The following is a 23,676-nucleotide window of genomic DNA, read 5'->3' as shown; positions in this document are numbered from 1 at the left end:
ATGGGTATTTAACGCAACTGAAATTGGTTTTTGATGCTTAGGGGTTGTTTTTCTACAAAAATGGGGAACTATTTGCCCGTATTGAATTGTAGGAATTCGGTATAAAAAGAAAATCCCCGTTGCCTTGCAGGGGCAATGGGGATGCACTATGTTTAAACCAAAGTTACACTACCTGGCCTGTTTTTACATTGATGGTGGTTACTTCGCCATTGATGGTGATCTTAGCTTTATGATCGCCAAGGAAAGTAATTGTGCCCGAGTAGTTCCAGGTGCCTTTGTCATAAGTACCCTTGGTTGAAAAAGTTGCTGAACCACCGGTGATGTCCGCATCTTTTGAACGATCGATGGTCAGTGCGGATAAATTAAAGCTAAATGTCGCGCTGATGGCTTTTGTTGCAGTGCCTTCTTTGTAAGTGCCGTTAACCGATAAGTTTAACTTACCATCTAACTGAAGTTTGGTATTACTTACACCAGGATTAAGGCTTTTCAACAAAAAGTTTTTGCCGTATTTTTCGGTAATATGATTACCGCCGCCAACTATAACTAAGTTTAAGCTATCGGCAATGCTTACGCTCGATATTTTATTGCTTGTACATGCCACCTGGTAGTTAATTTTTTCCCAGATATCCAATTTGGAAGTATCACTATCGCCCAGGCTTGCCGAAAACGTGGTATCAATTTTAAACCCGCAACCAAAATTATGAATTGATTCAATTCTGGCTTTGCCTTTTACTTTAAAATCAATATTGGTTGGATAATCCAATCCATCAGAAATACTGAAACCGCCTTCGGAGCCGTAAAGTGCTTCGCTAAGGGTTGAGGCCATTTGTGCGTTTACTACCTTAGTGCTTACCGTACTGGTATTGGCAGTGCCGTCATCTTTCAATTTGCTACAGCCTGCATAAGTTAAAACTATGCCTGCAAGGGCTATAAATATAAATTTGTAGTTGGGTTTCATTTATTTAAGGTTTAAAATTTTGTATAAATCTACCCTATATACGTGTAATAAAAAAATAAGTTGGCACTTTTTGATGTTCTGAGGTGTGCCCCTCTAAATCTCCCCGGTAGGCTACTGTATGTACACATCTTTTCATCAAAAAAAATGTCATTTCGAACGAGCCGGGTAGGGAAAAAGCGAGGCTGCGAGGAGAAATCTTATACGTCTTGCACGGCTGAATGTCCGCTTTTATAAGATTTCTCCTCACCCCGGCGCGCAATCCCTGCCGGTTCGTTCGAAATGACATCGTTTTTGTTTAGTAATACGATTTCAGAAGATGTGTACACACGGTAGCCCCGGTAGGGCAGACTTTAAGAAATTTTTAAGCCCTCCCTTCCGGGGAGGGTTGGGAGGGGCTCAACTAATCATCAATAAACTACCATACTAATAGAGATTTTCTTAATTTCGCAACCTCATACGTGTAAACAATAAAATGGACTATCAATTTAAAGATATAGAGCAAAAGTGGCAGCAGTTTTGGGCCCAGAACGGAACGTTTAAAGCCGAGGATAAAAGCAGCAAACCCAAGTATTATGTGCTGGATATGTTCCCTTACCCATCGGGCGCGGGGCTGCATGTGGGCCATCCGCTGGGTTATATTGCATCTGATATTTTTGCCCGTTACAAGCGCCTTAAAGGTTTTAACGTGCTGCACCCTATGGGTTACGATAGTTTCGGTTTACCGGCCGAGCAATACGCTATACAAACCGGTCAGCACCCGGCGATAACAACCGAGGATAATATTGCTACGTACCGCCGTCAGTTAGATCAGATTGGTTTCTCTTTTGATTGGAGCCGCGAAGTGCGCACCAGCTCGCCCGATTATTATAAGTGGACGCAGTGGATCTTTATGCAGCTGTTTAACAGCTGGTATAATAAGGATGCGGCCAAAGCCGAAAGCATTGCCCAATTGGTAGCGCATTTTGAGCAAAACGGATCTGTAGGGATCAATGCCGTATGTGATGAAGAAATTTTAAGTTTTACTGCTGATGAATGGAAAGTGATGAGCAACCAGGAGCAGCAGTCCGAACTATTGAAATACCGCCTTACCTACCTTCGCGAAAGCACCGTAAACTGGTGCCCGGCCTTGGGTACCGTATTGGCAAACGACGAAGTAAAAGACGGCTTCAGCGAACGCGGAGGCTACCCTGTTGAACAAAAGAAAATGATGCAGTGGAGCATGCGCATCACCGCGTATGCCGAGCGCCTGTTGCAAGGCCTCGACAGCATCGACTGGCCCGAGCCATTGAAAGAAATGCAGCGCAACTGGATTGGCAAAAGTACGGGTGCGTCGGTAAAATTTCCTATATCTGTGATCGGAGGTGTGGGGTCGGAGGCCAGAACTCGGACGTCAGACCACACAACTCAGAAGCCAAGATTCATCGAGGTTTTCACCACCCGTGTTGATACCATCTTCGGTGTTACGTTTTTGGTGATAGCTCCCGAGCATGAATTGGTGGCTTCGCTGACAACGCCGGAGCAGAAGGCCGATATTGACGCTTATATCGCTGTAACTAAAAAGAAATCGGAACTGGATAGGATGGCCGATGCCAAAACGGTATCTGGCGCGTTTACCGGCAGCTATGTATTGAACCCGCTTAATGGGCAGCAAATCCCGATCTGGATTGCAGATTATGTGCTGGCGGGTTACGGCACAGGCGCGGTAATGGCCGTACCATCCGGTGATCAGCGCGACTATTTATTTGCCAAACATTTTGATTTGCCAATAGTGCCGATCATCGACATACAAAAAATAGAAGCTGAAGCCGACCCAACCAAGGAGGGTACCTACATCAACTCGGAATTTATGAACGGGTTGGATTATAAGGCAGGTACCGCCGCCGTTATTGCCAAATTAGAAGCAATAGGCGCTGGCAAAGCAAAAGTGAATTTCAGGATGCGCGATGCCATTTTTGGCCGCCAGCGTTACTGGGGCGAACCAGTACCGGTTTACTTTAAAGAAGGTTTGCCTTATTTAATTGAGGAAAGTCATTTGCCATTGTTATTGCCCGAAGTAGATAAATATTTGCCAACTGAAAGCGGCGAGCCGCCGTTAGCAAGGGCAGAAAACTGGAGCTACAAGAGTCAAGAATCAAGAGTCAAGAATCAAGATGATGCTGCCTACGCTTACGAACTTTCGACCATGCCGGGTTGGGCTGGCAGTAGCTGGTACTGGTTCCGTTATATGGATGCACATAATGATCAGGAATTTGCATCGCCAGAGGCTATTGCTTATTGGAAAGACGTGGATTTGTACATAGGCGGCAGCGAGCACGCTACCGGTCACTTATTATACAGCCGCTTTTGGAACAAGTTTTTGAAGGATATTGGTAAAGTAGGGGAGGAAGAGCCTTTCAAAAAACTAATTAACCAGGGAATGATCCAGGGCCGTAGCAACTTTGTTTATCGTTTGATAGATGAAGAAGGGCGTGGTACCAACACTTTTGTATCTCACGGATTGATCAAAGAATATAAAACTTCGCCTTTGCATGTTGACGTGAACATTGTAGAGAACGAAATTTTAAATCTTGATAAGTTTAAAAAGTTCCGCCCTGAATTTGAAACTGCGGAATTTATCCTGGAGAACGGTAAATACATCTGCGGTGTTGAAGTTGAAAAGATGTCAAAATCGAAGTTCAACGTTGTAAATCCTGATGATATCATTGGCCGTTACGGTGCCGATACCTTGCGCATGTACGAGATGTTCCTTGGTCCGTTGGAGCAAAGCAAACCATGGAATACCAATGGCATTGAGGGCGTATTTAAATTTCTGCGTAAATTCTGGAGATTATTTCATAATGATGCCTGGGAGTTTAGCGTATCAGGCGCCGAGCCGTCAAAAGCCGAGTTGAAATCATTACACAAGATCATACGCAAGGTAGAGGAAGATATCGAACGTTTTTCGTTCAATACTTCGGTATCCAGCTTCATGATTGCCGTAAATGAACTTACCGACTTAAAATGTAACAACCGCGCCGTATTGCAGGATATGGTGATCATCTTATCCTCATACGCTCCGCACATCTGCGAGGAATTGTGGACTTTATTGGGTAACCAGGCAGGCACATTATCATACGCGCCGTTCCCTAAGTTTAATAGCAGCTATTTAATTGAGGATGAATTTGCATACCCTATCAGCATTAACGGTAAAATGAAAATGAATCTTAACATTTCATTAAGCCTTGATGTAAAAGAAATAGAAACGGCAGTTTTGGCCAACGCCGACGTGCAAAAATACCTGGATGGCAAAGCCCCCAAAAAGGTGATTGTTGTTAAAGGTAGAATTGTGAACATGGTGGTGTAAAAAGGCTGTCATCTCCACCCTGTCATTCTGAGTAGTAAAATCCGTGGATTGTGAAGGTGGAAATGACAACATCGCCCCCTTGTCATTGCGAGGAACGAAGCAATCTCGTCGCCATGCATATTCGCTCTGTATGGCGACGAGATTACCACGCTGCGCTCGCAATGACATATTTTTGTATTTGTCATTGGCAGGAACGAAGAATCTTCTGCACTATAAAAGTCTGCAATTAGCAGGGCGAAGAAGATCCTTCGTGCCTCAGGATGACAATCATTTTTACAATACATCATGGGCATTTACGAATGATCTTCTTCTATAGAAAAGACTGCGATTAGCAGGGTGAGTGCCCCGGGATGGGAAATTTTTTTGAAATACGTAGAGTTCAAACCATCCACAATAATAGCTGAAATATCAGCCTAAATCTTTTATCTATAGTATATCTTATCATCATAAAAGACACTCAACCAATAAGTTGATCATCCCGGTAAATCACAAAACCATCAAAAGGGAGAGGCTTATTAATAGCCTTTCTAAATAGTATTTACCAATTATCATCATAGTGTAACATGTACATGACAATTGATACTTTATCAAAAAAATAAGGATTTGCCCTGTAACATTTAAAGTATTTTCGCCTCCAATTACCAAAATAAACATAAATGAAACGTTTTTACATACTTATAGCATTTTTCTGTTTCGCGCTTTCGGCCAAGGCCCAGTTTGGGGTAGGCGGTGGCGGGCCCAATATTGTGGGTCGCATTTCCGGTACAGTTATCGACTCAATTACTAAAAAGCCAATGGATTATACCACCGTTGGCTTATACCGCGTAGGCGGAAAATCGCCACTAAACGGTGTTTTAACCGACGAAAAAGGCAACTTTAAAATAGATGGTGTAAAGCCAGGTACTTACAGCCTTAAAATAACTTTCATTGGTTACCCTACCAAAATAGTTGAACCTGTAACTACCACAGCTTCAAAACCCGATAATAAATTGGGCAATGTTTTTATTTCTCCGGGCGCGCATGCGCTTGCAACTGTAAATGTTGTTGGCCAGGCACCGCTAATTGAAAACAAAATAGATAAGATTGTTTACAACGCCGAAAAAGACCTGACATCTGCCGGTGGCAACGCTACAGACGTGTTGCAAAAGGTTCCGTTGGTTAACGTAGATATTAACGGTAATGTATCTATCCGTGGCGATCAAAACGTGAAAGTATTGATCAATGGTAAACCATCAGGTGCTACATCGGCCAGTTTATCAGATGTATTGAAAACCATCCCGGCCGATCAGATCAAAAGTATTGAGGTAGTTACCTCGCCATCTGCTAAATATGATGCCGAAGGTTCTGGTGGTATCATCAACATCATCACCAAACAAAAAAATGTATCCGGTATCAGCGGTTCTATTAGCGGAGGTGTGGGTACCCGTCAAAATAACGGTAACATCAACTTAAACTATAATAAAAACAGGTTTAGCTTAGGTATTAACGCGGGCGGCAACTTAACCTGGCCGCAAACGTCATTAACTACTACCGATCAGGAAATTAAAAACCCGGTAACCGGGGATGTGCTGGTACATAACTACAACAATTCATCAAGCCGTATCAAAAGGCATGGCGCAATTGGTTCTGTGACCATGGGTTATGAGTTTAATGCCTTTAATAGCATCAACTCTACCTTCAGGCTTAACGATGGTGGTTTTAATACCGATGGTACCGGTTTAAACCAGTCAGATTCGGCCGGCGTTCACAGCCAGTATAACACAACCACCAAGTCGCATAATCACTTCGGTGGTTTTGACTGGAGCCTTGATTACACCCACAAATTTCACAAAGAGGGTGAAGAGTTGGTAGTATCTGGCCAGTGGAGCCATAGTGTGATCACTACCGATTATACCAGTTTATTTACCGCTAAAAATCCGGATCAAATGGGTGATAACAATGGTAAAAACAACGAGTACACTTTCCAGGCCGATTATACCCTACCTGTAAATAAAGTTGTAAAAATTGAAGCCGGTGGTAAAACTATTCAAAGGCGCATAAACAGTAACTACGATGTATTTAATACGGACGACCAGGGTAATAACCCAATAAGGGACGTAGTGAACTCAAACCTTTATGATTACAACCAAAATGTATACGCGGGTTATACCGTATTAACTTTCACGTTGCCAAAAAACTATTCGGTATTGGTAGGTGGCCGTGTTGAAAACACCCGTATAAAAGGCGATCCGCAGAACCCTTACCAGGATGCTTCAACAGCAGGGTCGTCATTCCAGGTGCTAAGTCCGTTTAACTCAAGTTATACTACTTATATACCAAGCTTAACCATACAAAAGCAATTGGGTAGCCAAACGCTGAAGTTGTCATACAGCAAACGTATTCAAAGGCCAAGCTTACAGTTTTTAAATCCGTTTATTAACCGTACCAATGTACAAAGCCAAAGTGTAGGTAACCCTAACCTGGCACCAGAGGTATCGCAAACTGTAGAGTTAAACATCAATAAATTTGTTAAATCATCTGTACTTAACTTTTCTATCTATTATAAAAACACCAACAACCTGATTGAAGGTATAGCTTCGCCGGTGTTGGATACCATTAACATGGTGCCTGTAACAGCTACCCGTACCAAGTACAATAATATTGGTAAAAACAACTCGTTTGGTGCAAGCTTCTTTGGGTCGATAAACCCGGTTAAGCCATTAACCATAAGAGCAAGCATCAACGCTTATACTTATGATCCAACTATTTTTCCTGAGTATGCAGGTATTGGTTCAAAAACAGGTGTTTATTTCCAATATTCAGCATTCGGAAGCGCATCTTACCAGTTTCCGCATAACTTTCTTGCAGAGTTGTTTGGCTTTACCAATTCGGCCCGCCGCACTATACAGGGAACTAACCCGGCATTCGGTATCTACGCGTTTGGGTTAAAGAAACAGTTTATGGATAAAAAACTGGCTATTGGCTTTAATACAGTGCAGCCATTTGCAAGAGATAAACATTTTGATTCAAACATCAGCAACCAGGCGTTCTCTTACAAAAGCTCAACCGCGTTTCCTTTCCGTTCGTTCGGTATTACATTTAGCTACAGCTTTGGTAAGCTAAGCTTTAGCAACCCGCAACAACAGAAAAAAGGCGTTAACAATGACGATCAGAAACAAGGCGACCAGGGCGGTAATGGCGGTGGCGCACCAACTGGAGGACGTTAATAGAGTCAAGATATTAGAGTCAAGAATTAAGACAAAAAATATAAGGGCTGGGAGAGTTGATCTTCCGGCCCTTTTTTGATGGTATTTTAGAATATTACCTATAAACGCATTGTCAATTGCGAGGTACGAAGCAATTTCGTAGCTATTCATATTCGCCCTGTATGGTAAAGAGATTGCCACGCTGCGCTACCCATGACAAATCCATCATGTCATTGCGAGTTATAAAATCCGGGGGACTCTGAAGGTGGAAATGACAAAGCGAATTGAAACCCAATGTCATGCTGAACTTGTTTCAGCACCCCACTCGCTGAGTATACATCATTCGGGTAACCTGTCCTGTGGGGGCCCCGAAACAAGTTACCCATGACAAGTCAATCATGTCATTGCGAGTTATAAAATGCGGGGGACTCTGAAGGTGGAAATAGCGTAAGAGTTTGTCGTCCTGAGGAACGAAGGATCTTCTTCGCCCTGCTAATTGCAGACTTTTCTAACGAAGAAGATCCTTCACTACGTTCAGGATGACAAACGTTTTTTACAAAACGTCATGGGTAGGAACGAAGCAATCTCATGCTCTACAGGACGGACTTGCAGAGTTCGCGATTGCTTCGTTCCTCGCAATGACATGGCTTTATATTGTCATTTCTACCTTCACATCCCCGGATTTAGAAACTCGCAATGACATGGTTTTTTAATTGATGTTATCCTTTACCATTGTTTTGAAGCTGTCTTAATTCTTGACTCTAACCTCTTGATTCTATTTTAAATACTCCGCTGGTATTGGGTTATCCTTACGTTCGCCCTCGTAAAACCAGGCCAGGATCCAGAAACGGGTGCCATCGTTAAACAGTTCGATGCTGTTGATACCACGTTCTATAACTGGTCCGTTTTTACTGTTACGCGATTCGTAAGTGCTAAACACGTGATAGATGCTGCCAAAGTGTTCTACTTTGCGCAAAATCTCCCGCTCGTCAAAGCCATCACGGGATAGTGATGCATCAGAAAGCTGGTGATATTTTTTAAGTGTCATGTAGTTAAAACGCTGCTTGCCCTGCTTATCAATATAGCCCGAGCCTACGTGTGCATCGGCAATGTGCAGCAAGCTGTCGCGTTCATAATAAACCTGCTCGCCTTTTTTAACGGTTACTACATCGTAATAGGCTTTCATGATGCCATCAAGGGTGCTTACATTATCGCCATATTTGGTAATTACCTGAGCATGGGATTGTTGGCTGGTTATTGAAGTAATAACCAGCCCAATCATAAAAATTATCTTTTTCATTGTTTAGGATTTTACACCCTAAATTTAATTCTATTTATTTAAAAGCTGGTACTTAAAGATACCCCATAAGTACGCGGATTACCTAAGTGCGTTGCGCCAAAATCATAGGCGTAATCAATGGCTTTTTTGTTGCCGATGTTACTTTCCCATAAAAACAGGCTGAAACATTTTGTTTCGACACCTACACGGGCGTTGAATTTGCTGTAGGCTTTTTGCTCAATCTGGTTAGCCAGATCAAAATATTCATTGCCCAATAAACGCCACTCGCCGCGGGCTACTAACCTGGTTTTTAACCTATCGTTTAAAGCATAACCATATTGCAGGGCAAACATATTGGTAACGCTCGGGGTGTAAATTTGCCTGTTACCTTTAAGGTTAACTACCTCGCCGTTATTGCCAACAGCTAAATCGGTATAACGGGCGTGGGTGTAGCCAAAGTTCTCATCAATCAACAAGCCTTTAATTGGAGTGGCGTTCAATTCCAGTTCGGCCCCCCTACTGCTTAGTTTACCGGCATTTTTGGTGATGGTAATAGCATCCGGCAATACCAATGTTGGTACCTGTGCATCGGTTATGCGGGTATAAAACAGCGCAACGTTGGCACGTAGTTTATTATCAAAGAAGCTGTTTTTTGAACCAAGCTCAAAGTTGTTGCTGTACTCTGGTTTAAAAGTATACAAGGGAGGCGATGATGGGTCGGACCCTAACTCCGTAATGCCACCAGCCCTAAAGCCACGGCTATAGGTGGCGTACAAATCATTATTGGTTGACGGGTGATACGCAATGTTCAACTTTGGTGAAAATGCCCTAAAGTTAGCCTTTGATGAGGTATCGGAGCGGGTTACAACAGCATCCTGGCCATCTGGTTTAAACTCGCCTTCAATATTTTCTTTCTTATGCTCATAATCATAACGCAAACCGGCAGTAACATCAAACTGCGCGCTAAAAGCATAAGTAACCTGTCCGTAAGCTGCTAAGCCGAAGTTGCGATCTGTATTGGTATTGATGCTGGTAAAGTTGGAAATTGGTGATCCTACGGCTGCAGCATCGGCACCAAAGTAAGTGCCTTGTTTGTTTGGCGCGTAGTGGTAAAAACCATAAGTACCGGCTGTCCATTTTAGTTTGGAAGTTGATGAGGCCGGCGATGTAAACCTGAACTCCTGGATGCCGGTACGCACCTTGTTCCAGTCGCCACCATAGTTGTTGATCACGGATACGGCGTCGATAGGTGAAAAATCGCCATCGATAGGTGTAGTGTAATAGCGGTTATTTACCTGGTATGATGACTGCGACGTAAAGTTAAAGTTGCTGCCGGTATAGTTGATAGCCAAAGAAGTTTGGAAGGTATTATCAATCATTTTGGTGGTAGCATTTTGGTCAACCTGGTAGGGGTTGGCCAAAGCATCCGCAGGCGAGCCCGCCAGTGTAAATGCGCCATTATTGCGGTTGTTATAATTCTTCACATTCAAGGTGAACGCCAATTTTGATGTCGCCAGGAATTTTAAGTAATAGTTACCCAAAAAGAAGTGTTGTTTATCAAAATGGGTATTGTTAAAGGTGTTTGTATAAAAACCATTAAAGCCAGAATATACGCCTGCTACACCTAAAAATAAGCGATCTTTTATCAACGGTGCTTTAATGCCCAGCGTATAACGTTGTTGCCCATAATTGCCAAAATCAAGGCCTGCAAAGCCACTAACTGTATTGCTGGGTTGTTTGGTGATGATGTTGATAACGCCACCTGTAGCGTTACGGCCATATAACGTGCCCTGCGGACCGCGCAATACTTCAATCCTGTCAACATCTAACAACTGTGGGATGTAAGTATCCAGGCCATATTGGTTTACGCCATCGACATAAGTAGCCACAGCCGGATCATAAGATGTGGTAACAACACCACGGATGCCGCTCACAGTACGGGCGTCACCAGGCCCTGCCGAGTTTAAGTTAGGAACAATGGCGGTAAGATCTTTCAAATCCCAAAGGCCGTAATCTTTTATTTGTTTGGCTGTTAAGGTAGAAATACTGAAAGGCACCTTTTGGGCATCTTCTTCATATTTTTGAGCGGTTACAGTAACCTCATCTAACTGGTTGCTGGCGTCGCTCAGGTTTATGCTTACTGCCTGTGCGCTACCATTAATTGCAATCGATTGATTTTTAGCGGCAAAGCCAACAGCACTAATGTGAAGGATGTAGGTGCCTGAAGTAATGTTTTTCAGCGAGAATTTGCCCTCTTTATCAGCAATAGTGCGATAATTGGTATTGAGCAGGTAAACCGATGCCCTCGCTATAGCCTGGCGGTTACGGTCTGTTACGGTGCCGTTGATACTGGCGGTGTTTTGTGCCTGTACCGAGATACAAAGCAGTAATAATACAATAAAAGTAAGTGTTTTTTTCATTTGTTTGGTTGTAACTGGGGTGTGTATTTTACACACATTGGATATAATTGCCAATAATAATAAAGAACCCTCAATTAACGGCAACCCAAACGGAAATATTACTTAAAAATAGTCATTAGTCACTGGTCATTAGTCATTAGTGAATTGCTCGTTGAGCGCTATTTATAGACCACTTGCAAAAGCTAATGACTAATGACAGCGTAGCGAAATGACCAATGACCTACTCGTTAAGCATAAATTTATCTACCCCTTCGGCAGGTTTCCAGTTGCTGGCGGGTTCGTAGTAGTGCCATAGCAGGGCCGATATTTTTTTGATAAGCAGGCCGGCTTCATTGGTGGCTCCCCAGCTTTGATCGGCATTGTGGTTGGTGATGATAGAAAATACATAATCACCATGCGGCGCGTTTACCAATACGGTTTCAGATCGTGATTCATCCACAGCGCCTTGCTTGCTGATGGTATGCACATATGGCGGAATTTGCGATAATGCGTGCTCGTCCCAATAAATACGGCCCATATTGCGGTACATGCGCTCGCTGGCGGCAGGGCTCACAGCCTCGCCATTCCTGATCATGGTAAACAACCGGCACATCTCATAAGGGGTGCTTACACCCCAGCCATATATTTTGCGAATGGCTTCCCTACCTGTAGCCCTGGAGTTAACGCGCATAACTTTAAAACCGTTTTGCTGCAGCCAGTCATTAATATAATCGCTACCCGCAAGCTTTTGCAGCCACAAACTTGCTGTGTTATCGCTCATGGTGATCATCAGCATGGCAACTTTGCTTAGCTGTATGGTATCACCGTTTTTAAAAGAACCCAGGATGTCTTCGCCGGCATATAGCAATGAATCGCGGTAAACCAGTTTCTGGTTATATTTTAACTCACCTTTATCAATTTTATCCATTACACCGCATTGAATACTCACCTTGATCATGCTGGCCGTTGGGAAAAGGGTATCGGCATTTAATGCTACCGTTTTCCCCGTTTTAAGGTTGTGTACATAAATGCCTACCTGCCCATGAAAACCTTTAACTGCTTCAGCTATTTTGGTAGTTAGTTTTTTATCGGTTTGGGCGAAGGATGCAACGGTAATAAATAAGAAAAGAACTGCGAGTTTAATTTTTATCATTTTATTTTGATTCGGGTGCAAGGTCAACGGTGATAGGTACGGCATAAGTTACTTTTACGGGCCTGCCATTTTGGATGCCGGGTTTCCAACGGCATGATTTTTTGATAAGCAGTGTAACCTGGTTGTCTATTTCAGGGCTGATGCTCCTCTCCACTTTAACATCGGTTAGTGATCCATCGCGTTCAACGGTGAATTGTACTATTCCTTTTTTGCTTCCGGATATGGCTATGTTTTTTAAATCCAGATTTTGGGCAATATAATCATGGAATTTTGCAATACCGCCTGGGTATTCCGGCTGAAGTTCAAGCGTGATAAATACGCCTACGGTAGCCTGCTCTTTGGCGGTATCAACAATTGGTTTTGTAATTGCAGGTGCTGGTTTTGTCGATGCTTTCTTTTGCTGGGCAAGTACAACATTATGTAGCGTAGTTAAGCCTGCAGCCATTAAGCAGGCAGATAGCCATCGCTGCCATTTAGGCTGTGGTGTATACGTTATCCTATCGGCATAAAATATGCCGCAATGCATTTTGCTACTAAAATCTATACTGCTTATAATGTCAGCCTCGCTCATCCCCCTAAAATCCCTGATCACTTTGTGACAGCCCTTACAATACCAATCGCTGTTGCAAGGTGTAAGCTCGGCCAGCGTTTTGGGACATTTAAAAGTAAGTCGGATATTTTGCAGCGGTTCCATAGGTTTTATTATGAAAACTAATTTAAATAAAATTAAGTATAACGGCTGTTAAAATCAGGGAAATAGGTTTGGAAATTCAAATCAGCATTTTTTGGCTAAAGCCATCTTTCTGGATACTTCTATTAACCGTTGGCTAAAGCCAAAACGGCAATGAATAGAAAGCCAAACTTCAAAGCCATCTTTATATTCATTGCCGTCCCATTTATGGGGCGGAAAATAACAATACACAAAGTGGCTTTAGCCAAAATGAACCATGTTCTTTTAAAAGCGATTCCTGGAATAATCAACGTTCTCAAAAAAACTGTTGAGGGTATTTACATAATAGGTTAGTAAAGTCAAATATTTGTATCTTTATACATGGATATTCAAAAAATCATCAACATTGATAACGATATTTTAGGAGGACAGCCTGTTTTTACAGGCACACGTGTTCCTGTTGAATCCTTATTTGATCATTTAGAGGCGGGTGTTTCTTTGGATGATTTTTTAGATGATTTCCCTTCTGTAAGTAAAGAACAAGCTGTCTCTCTTTTAGATATCGCCAATAGTTTGGTCACTTCAAAAAATATAGCTAAATTTTATGAAGCTATTGCTTGACGAAAACCTTCCTAAAAAACTTAAACTCGATTTTATAGATCACGAAATTTATACCGTTGCCGATAAAGGCTGGAACGGTATAAAAAATGGTGAATTGCTTAAGCTTTTGATAGCCGAAAATTTTGACGCGTTATTAACCTTCGATAAAAATCTTCAGTATCAGCAGAATTTCAAAAAATATACAATTACTGTCTTTGTTCTTTCCGCGCCAATAAATACTTACCTGGAATTAACCAAACTCACTCCTAAGATAAAAGACCATTTGAATACCGACGGTTATTTAAATGGCCCCATTATCCTGATATCTTAGCAGTCGCGTAAATACATAAATACATATTTATGTATTTACGTTATATCTTTACACCAAATATGAAATACCTGCGCCTGCTTTTATTTCCGTTCTCGCTTATTTATGGCCTGGTGGTTAGTATCCGTAACTGGATGTATGATGCCGGCGCGTTTAAGAGCACAAAATTTAATCTGCCGGTAATTGTAGTAGGCAACCTTGATGTAGGCGGTGCGGGCAAAAGCCCCATGACCGAATACCTCATCCGCCTGTTTAAAGATCAGTATAAAATAGCTACCCTTAGCCGTGGTTACGGTCGTAAAACCCAGGGCTTTTTATTGGCCAATACCCCCGCCGATGCGGAAAAGGTGGGTGACGAACCAGCCCAATTTAAAAACAAGTTCCCCACTGTTACAGTGGCAGTTTGCGAAAAACGGGTTGAAGGGATAGAACAATTGAACAATAAATACCGCCCTGTTATACTTGATGATGCCTTTCAGCATCGGGCCTTAAAGCCAGGGTTTAGTATTTTATTGTTTGATTATGGGCGACTTACCGAACCAAGGTTAATGCTGCCCGCCGGCAATCTGCGCGAGCCTTTTAGTGGCCGCGAAAGGGCGGATGTTATTGTGATCAGCAAATGCCCGGTAACGCTGGCCGATGAGGAGATAGCCCTCATAAAAAATCACATCAAGCCTTTTAAACATCAGCATTTGTTTTTTACATCGATAAGCTACCTGGCTTTTCATAATATGGATAACGCCACGGTTTATTATACTATTGACGAGCATACCACCGTGTTTTTGCTTACCGGCATAGCCAATGCCACGCCATTGTTATCGCATTTAAAAAAACTTACCACAAGTATTCATCACCATAAATATCCCGATCATCACCAGTTTACCTTAAAAAATATCAGTAAACTTGCCGATGATTTCGCGACCTGTACATCACAAAAAAAGATAGTTATCACAACAGAAAAGGATGCACAGCGTTTAGGGGAACAGACTTTGCTGCCAGCCGTAAAAAAGCTCCCTGTTTTGATACTACCTATAGGCATTAGTTTTTTAAATGATGGCAGGCAACAGTTTGATAATTTAGTAACCGAATATGTTAGACAATATTGAAAGCACCGCCCGGTATATTAAAAACCGTATTGGCGATTTTGAGCCCGAAGTGGGTATAATTTTAGGCACTGGCCTGGGTGGGCTGGTTAAGGAAATTGTGGTTGAAAAACAATTGATGTATTCCAACATCCCCGATTTTCCGATCTCTACATTGGAGTTTCACTCCGGTAAACTGATTTTTGGCACCTTGGGTGGCGTTAAGGTGGTAGCTATGCAGGGCCGTTTGCATTATTACGAAGGTTACAACATGCAGCAAATTACATTCCCTGTTAGGGTAATGAAATACCTGGGCATTAAAACCCTGTATGTATCAAACGCCAGCGGATCACTTAATTCTGATTTCAAAAAAGGCGACCTGATGGTGATTGCCGATCATATTAACCTGCAGCCGCAAAATCCGCTGGTGGGCAGGAATTATGAAGAGCTTGGTCCGCGTTTTCCGGATATGAGCCAGCCATACCAGCGCACACTTATTGATAAAGCATTAACTATTGCAGCGGCAAACAATATAACCTGCCATAAGGGAGTTTATGTTGCTGTAACCGGCCCTAATTTAGAAACCAAGGCCGAGTACACTTACTTAAGGATTATTGGCGGCGACGCTGTTGGTATGAGCACCGTACCCGAAGTTATAGTTGCAAATCATATGGGCATCCCGGTATTTGCCATATCTGTGTTAACAGACGAAGGCTTTACCGATGTATTGGAACCTGTATCGCTTGAAGAAATAATTCGGGTGGCCGAAGAAGCTGAACCAAAACTTACCCTGATCCTCAAAAATCTGATAGCGGGCAATTAATGCGTAAAAAGGTTAGATATATTTTATTGTTACTGATGTGCCTTGGCGTACAATCGGCTTTTGCGCAATACGGACAGACTAACCGGGGAAGGCCTTTGTCTACCCGTGATACGGTTAGGACGGAGAAGAAAGTAACCGACGATGAGTTGCTGGATAGCCTGCGCAAAAAGGAAGACAATAAAAGGGACTCGGTTGTTTTTAGCTCCAAATTTATCAGGGTAACGATGGAACGTTTCCTGAGCGATAGCACGCAAACCTTTGCTTTGGATACCGGCCTGTACAATTTTGAAAATTTTAGTCCGCTTACAAATCCGCGTAGCCCTAAGATCAGCCTGGGGTACAACGGCGTATCGCAGCGCAGCCTGTTGTTTGAGCCAAGCCAAACCATCGGTTTCGATGTCGGACTGCGCGCCTTAGATGTTTACGCTTTACGACCGCAGGATATTAAATATTACAACGCCCGGGTAGCCTATACCAATCTTACGCTCTTCAACGGCTTCGGCAGTTCGGCCGAGCAGGTATTTAAAATATTGCATACCCAAAATATAAAGCCTAACTGGAACGTGGGCTTTAACCTCAACTTTAACGGTTCAAGAGGATATTATAGTTATAGCAGCATTTTACAGCAAAACGTGAGTGATGTTAACGCGGCTTTATTTACCTGGTATCAATCAAAAAGCAAACGGTATAACCTGCTGGCCAATATCATTTATAATAACCTGAAAGCGCCGGAAACGGGGTCTATCCTCAACGATTCTATATATACCGCGCCCTCCAATAGCCTGTTTTTCAAAAACTCGGCACAGGTACGCCTACCTAACAGTTACACAAACTGGGGTGATAAAAGCTTATACGTTAAGCAATTTTACTACCTGGGCCGTATTGACAGTTTGAATAAAGGCAAGGTAAATTCTAAAATTTTGCCAACGCAACGTGTTGCACATACTTTGTTTGTACAAAGCAGCAAATACAATTACCTGCAAACAAACCAGCCTGATACTTATGGTGTGTTCCCTGATTATTATTACAGTAGCACCCGTTCAAGGGATTCGTTAGTGGTAACGCATATTCAAAACGAATTTTCCTATAGTTTTTACCTCCGGAGTAAATCGGTAAAGTTTGTGAAAAATGAGGTGAAGCTTGACCTGGGCCTGGTGCATGATTTTTATAATTACGCCCAGTACGTGAGCGATACCTTGCTTAACCAATACGGATACCAGTATATTCACCAAAATAAAGTTCAGAACAATACCTTCCAGGACATCACCCTTAAAGCAAAACTGGGATACCGTTTTAGCGATAGGATAGGCTTGGATGCCGATTTCAGGCAGATTGCCCAGGGCCGAGATTTTGGCGATTACTACTACGGTGCCAAACTTACCCTTGCCGGGAATGATAAGGCGGGTAAGATAATTTTAGAAGCTTATTCGCAAAACAGTTCACCGCCGCTCATTTATACCAACTGGATCTCAAACCATTATATTTTCCATAATAGTTTTGATAACACCAAAACCACCAGCGCGTCTTTTACTTATATCAATAACCCGTTGCAACTGGATATCAAGGCCGAGTATTTCCTGATAACCGGCTACCTGTATTTTACAGCCCAGGCCGGCGGTAATGACGCGCATCCGGTGCAGCTAAGTAATGATATTAACCTGCTTAAGGTAAGCGTGGGTAAAAACTTAAAATACCGCAGCCTGCATTTTGATAACTACATTGTTTACCAAAAAACAGATTATCAATCAACGCTACGCACGCCCGAGCTTTATACCTATAGTAACCTGTATGTGGCTAAAACCTTTTTTAATGTGCTGCAATCAAATATTGGGGTAAGCGTGCGTTACAACACGCCTTACGTAGCACCATCATACGCCGTTGGTATAGGCCAGTTTTATAACGGACCGGATATTACTTTTTCATCGTATCCCGTAGCATCGGTTTATTTTAAAGCCACCCTGCAGCGCACCAACTTGTTCCTGGCCTATGATTATGCCAACCAGGGCCTGCAAAGCCGCGGTTATTACACGGTGAATCGTTATCCCATGCAAGACCACCTGTTGAAGTTTGGTGTAAGCTGGACGTTTTTTAATTAAAAAAGAATCAAGAGACAAGAATCAAGAGTTAAGACGCTTGTCTCATTCTAAAAAAGTTCGCGCTTTTCCTACTTCTACTATTATTTGCAAATGTAGGGTCAAATGCAAATCAAAATCTTACAAATCTGATGAATCTGCTTAATCCGGGTTCAGACAAAATCATCTGCACATCTGAAATCTGCATATCTGCACATCAAAAAAATCTTACTACTAAAATCACGTTTTTTGTTTCTTCTTCTTAGCCGCCGGGAATAGCACATTATTCAATATCAACCGGTAGCCTGCCGAATTGGGGTGCAATTTAAGGTCGGTAGGAGGATCGCCTACGGCATGTTGATAATCCTCAGGGTCGTGGCCGCCGTAAAAGGTCCACTGGCCTTTGCCAAACTCGCCGTGGATGTAGCGGGCCTCGTTGGCAGTTTTCATTTCGCCCATAATGGTTACACCGGGTTTCAGCATATTTTTGTTGTAGGCGGTAGTAAGGCCCATAAATCCTTTGATCACTTTGTCATGATCCTGGGTGAGCATGCTGGGTACCACATCCCATTTGGCCGAAAAATCAAACAGCGTAAAAAAATCCCGGGTGCGCTCAACCTGCCGGGTGGTGGTTACATCAATGTTGCTAAACTGGTGCGACATCGGGTTCATATCCAGCGTAAAATTCTGAAACGCGAAAGTTTGTGTGAAATCAAGTTTTGATTGCGCGTCGGGGTCGGCAGCATCGCCGTCAAACATCCGTTCACAAATATCGGTATTGGCCGATGCCAGGGCGATATCAAAGGTATCGGTACCCGAGCACATGGCAAACAAAAAGCCGCCACCCGCACAAAAATCACGAATGTTTTTAGCAACTGCCAGTTTCATTTGTGATACTTTTTTAAAGCCAAGCTTATGCGCCAAAGCTTCCTGCCCCTTAACATCATCAGTATACCATTGCGCAAACCTGAAGGCACCGTAAAACTTGCTGTACTGGCCCGTAAAATCCTCGTGGTGCAGGTGCAGCCAGTCGTACTTGGGCAAATCGCCGCGCACAACTTCCTCGTCATAAACTACATCGTAAGGGATCTCGGCATATTTTAACACCAATGTAACAGCATCATCCCATGGAAGTTTATTTTTGGGCGAGTAAACGGCCATTTTAGGCGCTTTCTCCAGCTTTACCAAATCCATGTTCACAGACGGATCGCTTACTTCGGTTACTATCTCGTTAACCTTGGCGTCGGCGAGTACCTGGTAGCTTACCCCACGAATCTTACATTCTTCCTCTATCTTTTGATCGTACTTCATCATAAAGCTGCCGCCGTGGTAGTTAAGCAGCCAATCTACTTCCTCGCCGTTCTTTAAGGCCAAAAAAGCGATCCCATATGATTTAAGGTGATCCTTTTGCTCATCATCCATAGGGATAAGGATGGAAGCAGCCTTTGTTAGGAGAGGTAAAAGCAGAAAGGCAAAAAGCAATGAAGCAGGTAAAAGGCGAAAGGTAAAAGGCGAAAGGTGCTTTTTATATGGTTGATGAATCACTATTCGGCGTTGTTATAAATGTGGATTATCAAATGTAACGAATAAACAATTGAGGTATTACTGATATTTACAATCGATTTGATAAGAATTGATTTTTAATATTATTTTAGCTTCACCTCCAACCCATATCCAACATAGATGAAAGCGCCAAATTCAATTATTACATTACTTACTTTAGTGTTTTTTCTATATTGTTTATCTGCAAGTGGGCAAACTTCAAAAAGTGCGCCGGGCATGCAGGCTCAAGGCGACCCTCCAACTGTTAAGCCCGGATTGGAAATACATCGGGACTCTTTAATAAAAATAATAGCAGAAGCAGCCGATGAGCTGTCTTTTAAACAAGCTACAGACATAAAGAAGCTCCCCAACTACATAGCGACTAATGCAAATCAAAGTAATGTACAATTAGTTGGTCAACCCGAAGAATTGATATTGGCAAAATGGATGTTTAATTTTAATGCAGATACAATAATTAATGAAGCCGAATTAGCCAAAGTTGCTTGGTTTGCCCTTGCAATGGGGGGCAAAAATGGTGCATATTGGTTTATTTCAAATCTTGAAAAGATCAAGAATAATATGAATAAGGATTTTACCCAAACTATGATCTTTAATTATAACAGAAATGGTACTTTGAAGTATATTAAAAAAAGTAAGACTTTGATATTAGTGTTTAATCCTCCCGTATTGTAACATTCAATTCTCAAGTCCAAAGTCTTTTCCCTTTCACCTCAATTTTATTACCTTTGCCAACTGTTTTCAAAAAAACAATCAATAAAATGAGCAAAGCAATAATCAAAACTGAAAAAGGCGACATGACCGTAGAGTTTTACGACAATGATGCCCCAAATACCGTAGCTAACTTTAAAAAATTAGCAAGTTCAAACTTTTACGATGGTGTTATCTTTCACCGTGTTATCCCTAACTTTATGGTACAGGGTGGCGATCCAACCGGTACTGGTGCAGGCGGTGCAGGTTACAAAATTGATTGCGAATTAACCGGCGACAACCAATACCATGATCGTGGTGTTTTATCAATGGCTCATGCTGGTCGTAATACTGGTAGCTCACAGTTTTTTATCTGCCACAACCGTACCAACACCGCTCACTTAGATCGTAACCACACTGTATTTGGTAAAGTGATTGAAAACGTTGACGTTGTTGACGCTATTCGCCAGGGCGATAAAATTTTAAGCATCGAAGTAATAGAGGAATAGTTGAGTAGGTTGATTAAGTTGGATTAAGTGAATGGTTGATTGAGTTAGAATAAGTTGAAAGGTTAGAGTTACAAAACCTGGTAGACTTAATGTACAGCTTAGCCCAATTCAATCAACTTAATCAACTCAATCTAACTTAATCAACTTAACCCCAACCCAATCAACCAATAAACATGAATTTACAAGGAATTGTAGCCGTTTCCGGCAAACCGGGCTTGTGGAGAGCTTTGGCACAAAATAAAACCGGTTATGTACTGGAGAGCCTTGATGCTCAAAAAACAAAGCTGGTAGCAAATCTTTCTACAGCTAAATTAGCCGCCCTGAGCGAGATCACCATTTTTGGTACCGAGGATGATATCAGGCTGACTGATGTTTTTGAGCAAATGAAATCGGCTTCAAAAGTTCCCGACGCTAAGGCTGATGGTAAAACGCTGCGTGCCTTCTTTTACGAAGTAGCACCCGAGCATGACGAGGAGAAAGTTTATGCCTCTGATATGAAAAAGATCATTTCATGGTTCCATCTCCTGAAAGAGTTGCCATTATTTGATGAAGTTGATCCAACCCAAGCCCCTGCACCAGAAGCCCCGGTTGCTGAAGTTGTTGCTGCGGAACCGGAACTGGTTGCTGAAGCGCCAAAAGCAAAAGCTAAAAAAGCGCCTGCTAAAAAAGCATAAGCATTTTACTATAAAATACAAAAGCCCTGGTTTTTCCGGGGCTTTTTTGTTGGAGGGTTTTGCGAGCCAAACATGAAGATTGTCGTGACTTTGTTCTTACCGTCGACAAATCCATCATGTCATTGCCAATTATAAAATCCGGGGACTCTGAAGGTGGAAATGACGTAAGAGTTTGTCATCCTGAGTAATTTTTATTTGCGCGCAAATAATCACATTGAAAATAACAAGTAAAAATAGTACTAATAATCAGCAAGTTATAGACTTGTCATTGGCAGTAACGAAGGATCTTCTTCGCCCTGCTAATTGCAGACTTTTCTAACGAAGAAGATCCTTCACTACGTTCAGGATGACAAACGTTTTGTACTTTACACAAACATTGGCTTTGAACGCGGGCGAAGACTCACCCGGCGAGGCTGCGCCCGCCACCCTCTCTCTTCACCTGCGGTGGAAAGAGGGGTTTTAATAGTTAATCAATTGATTACAAGTAATATAAATACAAAAAAATCTTCAAAACCCTCTTTCCGGCGAAGCCGAAGAGAGGGTGCCGCGCGTAGCGCTGGCGGGTGAGTCTTCGCCGCCATGCGATCTACGTCATTTCCATCTTCACAGTCCGCCGGATTTTACAACTCGCAATGACATGGTTTTATATTATCATTTTCCTTTCAGAGTTCAGGAACTAAGAACACGCAATGATATAAAGTTGATTTTTTTTACGCGTCAATCGCATCATACACAATCACTTTTTCCCAAAGGTGGCTGCAGTTTTTAATAAACTCCAGGTGGATGGGGTGGGTTTGATAAGTAGCCTGGCCGGCAAGGTCGCTAAAAAACATCAATTCGGATACTGCCCAGCTGTTATCAACTACGTCGCGTTTTTCGGTGCTGGCTACAACACCTACACGTAGTTTTTTGATGGTTTCTATTTTTGAAAGCGTTTTAACGCCAGCAACTAACTTGTCCCTATCCTCTATTGAACCTGGGTTTTTGAGCCAGAAAAACACATGGTGTATTACCGGCCATTCTTCTTTTTGATCTATCATGGGCATTGCTGATGCTACAGCTGTCCCTGCTGCCAGGGCGACCGTAGTGGTTATGAATTTTCTTCTTGTTGATTTCATTACAGGTTAAATAATGGTTTAAGGTAAGAATTATTTGAAAAAGCAGATACGATATATCGACAAAGAAACCATAAAATGGGTAACGTCCTTGTTATTATAAGCCGAAGGTTTTGAAAGAGCTATGTCAATTCCAATTCTACGTCTACGACTTGTCATTGCGAGGAACGAAGCAATCTCGTCGCTATGCTTATTCGCTCTGTAGGACGACGAGATTGCCGCGCTACGCTCGCAATGACATAAAATTTGAAAACCTTACAAACACTCCGGCTGTTCGCACTTCTTATCAGAAAACTCCGGCTCAAAAGTGGCGTGGCTAATCTCCAGGTGTTCCAAACGGTGGCGCAGGTCATGTTTAATGCTATCAAATTCTGATATAGAATCAGGGCTGATTACCAGGTGAGCAGTAAGTGCGTTTTCGGTAGTGCTTAACGCCCAAACGTGCATATGGTGAACGTCAACCACGCCTTTGCCTTTCATCAGTTCGGTTTTGATCTTTTCAAGATCCATTTCCTTGGGTACGCCGTCCATTTCAAGGCGCAGGCTGTCTTTTAACAGGCTCCAGGTACCGCGTAATATCACAACAGCTATAATGATACTCACTACGCTGTCTATCCAGTAAATTTTAGTAAAGTAAATAATAAGGCCAGATACCACTACGCCGAAAGAGACAATAGCATCAACAGCCATGTGCAGGTAAGCGCCTTTTACGTTAAGATCTGTATCCTTATCCTTAACAAAAAGCCATGCGGTAAAAGCGTTAATGCCAATACCGATAAAGGCTACCCAGGCCATGGTGCCGCCCGATACTATCTCGGGGTTCATGAAGCGCATAATAGCTTCGTAAATAATAAAACCAACGGCAACAAACAGGATAAGTGCGTTGAAAAAAGATACGATGATTGTTGAGCGTTTATAGCCGTAGGTATATTGGCTGTTAGCGCTTACTTTGGTAAGTTTAAAAGCCAATAAGGCTAAAGCAAGGGAAGCTACATCACTTAAGTTATGCCCGGCATCTGTTAACAGCGATAGTGAATGTGTGATGAAACCTGCAACAGCTTCAATAACCACAAAGGCTGAGTTAAGAATAATACCGATGATAAAAGCGGTATTTAAATGATCTAACTTGGGGGCGTGATCATGGTGATGATGACCGTGTGCATGTGAATGATCGTGACCTGACATACGGCAAAGGTAGGGGAATAATTTGAAGATGTGTTAATTTGAGGATTTGAA

The 23,676-nt window shown here is 42.4% G+C and carries 19 protein-coding genes; 11 read left to right on the top strand and 8 right to left on the bottom strand.

The annotated features are described in order from the left end of the window. Nucleotides 1-163: 163 nt before the first annotated feature. Nucleotides 164-958: a hypothetical protein gene (locus tag FHS10_RS04190; protein WP_259087886.1), complete on the bottom strand. Its 795-nt coding sequence runs from the start codon at nucleotides 956-958 to the stop codon at nucleotides 164-166. Nucleotides 959-1,430: 472 nt separating this feature from the next. On the opposite strand from FHS10_RS04190, the gene leuS reads away from it, so the two are divergent. Both leuS and FHS10_RS04180 read left to right on the top strand, forming a co-directional pair. Next, on the top strand, nucleotides 1,431-4,301 hold the full coding sequence (leuS, locus tag FHS10_RS04185; RefSeq protein WP_259087885.1) for a leucine--tRNA ligase: 2,871 nt from the start codon (nucleotides 1,431-1,433) through the stop codon (nucleotides 4,299-4,301). Between the two features lie 656 nt (nucleotides 4,302-4,957). Then, nucleotides 4,958-7,507 (top strand): TonB-dependent receptor, encoded by a 2,550-nt coding sequence (locus FHS10_RS04180; RefSeq protein ID WP_259087884.1) that lies wholly within the window; start codon nucleotides 4,958-4,960, stop codon nucleotides 7,505-7,507. 754 nt (nucleotides 7,508-8,261) lie between these two features. Here the strand turns inward: FHS10_RS04180 and FHS10_RS04175 are convergent. The 4 genes from FHS10_RS04175 to FHS10_RS04160 form a co-directional block, all read right to left on the bottom strand. Further along, nucleotides 8,262-8,786 (bottom strand): hypothetical protein, encoded by a 525-nt coding sequence (locus tag FHS10_RS04175; protein WP_259087882.1) that lies wholly within the window; start codon nucleotides 8,784-8,786, stop codon nucleotides 8,262-8,264. Between the two features lie 38 nt (nucleotides 8,787-8,824). Continuing rightward, entirely contained in the window at nucleotides 8,825-11,185 is a 2,361-nt protein-coding gene (locus FHS10_RS04170) for a TonB-dependent receptor (RefSeq protein WP_259087881.1), read from the bottom strand. 220 nt (nucleotides 11,186-11,405) lie between these two features. Then, entirely contained in the window at nucleotides 11,406-12,317 is a 912-nt protein-coding gene (locus FHS10_RS04165) for a serine hydrolase (RefSeq protein WP_259087880.1), read from the bottom strand. Between the two features lies 1 nt (nucleotide 12,318). Beyond that, entirely contained in the window at nucleotides 12,319-13,011 is a 693-nt protein-coding gene (locus tag FHS10_RS04160) for an energy transducer TonB (RefSeq protein ID WP_259087879.1), read from the bottom strand. 129 nt (nucleotides 13,012-13,140) lie between these two features. Between FHS10_RS04160 and FHS10_RS04155 the strand changes: the two genes are divergently transcribed. From FHS10_RS04155 to FHS10_RS04130, 6 genes are read left to right on the top strand one after another with little or no spacing between them, the layout of a single operon-like run. After that, a complete protein-coding gene (locus FHS10_RS04155; protein WP_259087878.1) occupies nucleotides 13,141-13,341 on the top strand; it encodes a hypothetical protein in 201 nt (66 codons plus the stop codon). Nucleotides 13,342-13,368: 27 nt separating this feature from the next. Next, nucleotides 13,369-13,608 (top strand): DUF433 domain-containing protein, encoded by a 240-nt coding sequence (locus FHS10_RS04150; RefSeq protein ID WP_259087877.1) that lies wholly within the window; start codon nucleotides 13,369-13,371, stop codon nucleotides 13,606-13,608. Beyond that, nucleotides 13,592-13,918 carry a DUF5615 family PIN-like protein gene (locus FHS10_RS04145; RefSeq protein ID WP_259087876.1) on the top strand — a complete coding sequence of 109 codons (327 nt, stop codon included), beginning with the start codon at nucleotides 13,592-13,594 and terminating at the stop codon, nucleotides 13,916-13,918. The genes FHS10_RS04150 and FHS10_RS04145 overlap by 17 nt, the downstream gene beginning before the upstream one ends. Before the next feature lie 29 nt (nucleotides 13,919-13,947). Beyond that, nucleotides 13,948-15,021 (top strand): tetraacyldisaccharide 4'-kinase, encoded by a 1,074-nt coding sequence (lpxK, locus tag FHS10_RS04140; protein ID WP_259087875.1) that lies wholly within the window; start codon nucleotides 13,948-13,950, stop codon nucleotides 15,019-15,021. Continuing rightward, nucleotides 15,005-15,820, top strand: coding sequence for a purine-nucleoside phosphorylase (locus tag FHS10_RS04135; RefSeq protein WP_259087873.1), 816 nt, complete (start codon nucleotides 15,005-15,007; stop codon nucleotides 15,818-15,820). Before lpxK ends, FHS10_RS04135 begins: the two co-directional genes overlap by 17 nt. After that, on the top strand, nucleotides 15,820-17,916 hold the full coding sequence (locus tag FHS10_RS04130) for a putative porin (RefSeq protein WP_259087872.1): 2,097 nt from the start codon (nucleotides 15,820-15,822) through the stop codon (nucleotides 17,914-17,916). The genes FHS10_RS04135 and FHS10_RS04130 overlap by 1 nt, the downstream gene beginning before the upstream one ends. Nucleotides 17,917-18,132: 216 nt before the next feature. On the opposite strand, the gene FHS10_RS04125 is transcribed toward FHS10_RS04130, so the two are convergent. Next, on the bottom strand, nucleotides 18,133-19,314 hold the full coding sequence (locus FHS10_RS04125; RefSeq protein ID WP_259087871.1) for an asparagine synthetase B: 1,182 nt from the start codon (nucleotides 19,312-19,314) through the stop codon (nucleotides 18,133-18,135). A 261-nt stretch (nucleotides 19,315-19,575) separates the two neighbouring features. Between FHS10_RS04125 and FHS10_RS04120 the strand changes: the two genes are divergently transcribed. The 3 genes from FHS10_RS04120 (at nucleotide 19,576) to FHS10_RS04110 (ending at nucleotide 21,325) form a co-directional block, all read left to right on the top strand. Next, nucleotides 19,576-20,127 (top strand): hypothetical protein, encoded by a 552-nt coding sequence (locus tag FHS10_RS04120; protein WP_259087870.1) that lies wholly within the window; start codon nucleotides 19,576-19,578, stop codon nucleotides 20,125-20,127. A gap of 86 nt (nucleotides 20,128-20,213) precedes the next feature. Further along, nucleotides 20,214-20,651, top strand: a complete 438-nt coding sequence (locus FHS10_RS04115; protein WP_259087869.1) for a peptidylprolyl isomerase — start codon at nucleotides 20,214-20,216, stop codon at nucleotides 20,649-20,651. Between the two features lie 173 nt (nucleotides 20,652-20,824). Next, nucleotides 20,825-21,325: a DUF5606 family protein gene (locus FHS10_RS04110; RefSeq protein ID WP_259087868.1), complete on the top strand. Its 501-nt coding sequence runs from the start codon at nucleotides 20,825-20,827 to the stop codon at nucleotides 21,323-21,325. Between the two features lie 710 nt (nucleotides 21,326-22,035). On the opposite strand, the gene FHS10_RS04105 is transcribed toward FHS10_RS04110, so the two are convergent. Then, on the bottom strand, nucleotides 22,036-22,443 hold the full coding sequence (locus FHS10_RS04105; RefSeq protein ID WP_259087867.1) for a Dabb family protein: 408 nt from the start codon (nucleotides 22,441-22,443) through the stop codon (nucleotides 22,036-22,038). 252 nt (nucleotides 22,444-22,695) lie between these two features. Next, complete coding sequence (locus FHS10_RS04100) at nucleotides 22,696-23,625, bottom strand: cation diffusion facilitator family transporter (protein ID WP_259087865.1); 930 nt, start codon at nucleotides 23,623-23,625, stop codon at nucleotides 22,696-22,698. Nucleotides 23,626-23,676: the final 51 nt, after the last annotated feature.

The sequence above is a fragment of the Mucilaginibacter dorajii genome, from assembly GCF_024808255.1.
Taxonomy (GTDB): Bacteria; Bacteroidota; Bacteroidia; order Sphingobacteriales; family Sphingobacteriaceae; genus Mucilaginibacter; species Mucilaginibacter dorajii.
Note: the sequence above shows the minus strand (reverse complement) of the source record. Positions and strands in the feature narration are given on the sequence as shown.

What these genes read in the sequence shown, in the direction of transcription:
- FHS10_RS04190 (WP_259087886.1), bottom strand. Translation starts at nt 958, where the DNA reads ATGAAACCCAACTACAAATTTATATTTATAGCCCTTGCAGGCATAGTT.
- leuS (WP_259087885.1), top strand. Translation starts at nt 1,431, where the DNA reads ATGGACTATCAATTTAAAGATATAGAGCAAAAGTGGCAGCAGTTTTGG.
- FHS10_RS04180 (WP_259087884.1), top strand. Translation starts at nt 4,958, where the DNA reads ATGAAACGTTTTTACATACTTATAGCATTTTTCTGTTTCGCGCTTTCG.
- FHS10_RS04175 (WP_259087882.1), bottom strand. Translation starts at nt 8,786, where the DNA reads ATGAAAAAGATAATTTTTATGATTGGGCTGGTTATTACTTCAATAACC.
- FHS10_RS04170 (WP_259087881.1), bottom strand. Translation starts at nt 11,185, where the DNA reads ATGAAAAAAACACTTACTTTTATTGTATTATTACTGCTTTGTATCTCG.
- FHS10_RS04165 (WP_259087880.1), bottom strand. Translation starts at nt 12,317, where the DNA reads ATGATAAAAATTAAACTCGCAGTTCTTTTCTTATTTATTACCGTTGCA.
- FHS10_RS04160 (WP_259087879.1), bottom strand. Translation starts at nt 13,011, where the DNA reads ATGGAACCGCTGCAAAATATCCGACTTACTTTTAAATGTCCCAAAACG.
- FHS10_RS04150 (WP_259087877.1), top strand. Translation starts at nt 13,369, where the DNA reads ATGGATATTCAAAAAATCATCAACATTGATAACGATATTTTAGGAGGA.
- FHS10_RS04145 (WP_259087876.1), top strand. Translation starts at nt 13,592, where the DNA reads ATGAAGCTATTGCTTGACGAAAACCTTCCTAAAAAACTTAAACTCGAT.
- lpxK (WP_259087875.1), top strand. Translation starts at nt 13,948, where the DNA reads ATGTATTTACGTTATATCTTTACACCAAATATGAAATACCTGCGCCTG.
- FHS10_RS04135 (WP_259087873.1), top strand. Translation starts at nt 15,005, where the DNA reads ATGTTAGACAATATTGAAAGCACCGCCCGGTATATTAAAAACCGTATT.
- FHS10_RS04130 (WP_259087872.1), top strand. Translation starts at nt 15,820, where the DNA reads ATGCGTAAAAAGGTTAGATATATTTTATTGTTACTGATGTGCCTTGGC.
- FHS10_RS04125 (WP_259087871.1), bottom strand. Translation starts at nt 19,314, where the DNA reads ATGGATGATGAGCAAAAGGATCACCTTAAATCATATGGGATCGCTTTT.
- FHS10_RS04120 (WP_259087870.1), top strand. Translation starts at nt 19,576, where the DNA reads ATGAAAGCGCCAAATTCAATTATTACATTACTTACTTTAGTGTTTTTT.
- FHS10_RS04115 (WP_259087869.1), top strand. Translation starts at nt 20,214, where the DNA reads ATGAGCAAAGCAATAATCAAAACTGAAAAAGGCGACATGACCGTAGAG.
- FHS10_RS04110 (WP_259087868.1), top strand. Translation starts at nt 20,825, where the DNA reads ATGAATTTACAAGGAATTGTAGCCGTTTCCGGCAAACCGGGCTTGTGG.
- FHS10_RS04105 (WP_259087867.1), bottom strand. Translation starts at nt 22,443, where the DNA reads ATGAAATCAACAAGAAGAAAATTCATAACCACTACGGTCGCCCTGGCA.
- FHS10_RS04100 (WP_259087865.1), bottom strand. Translation starts at nt 23,625, where the DNA reads ATGTCAGGTCACGATCATTCACATGCACACGGTCATCATCACCATGAT.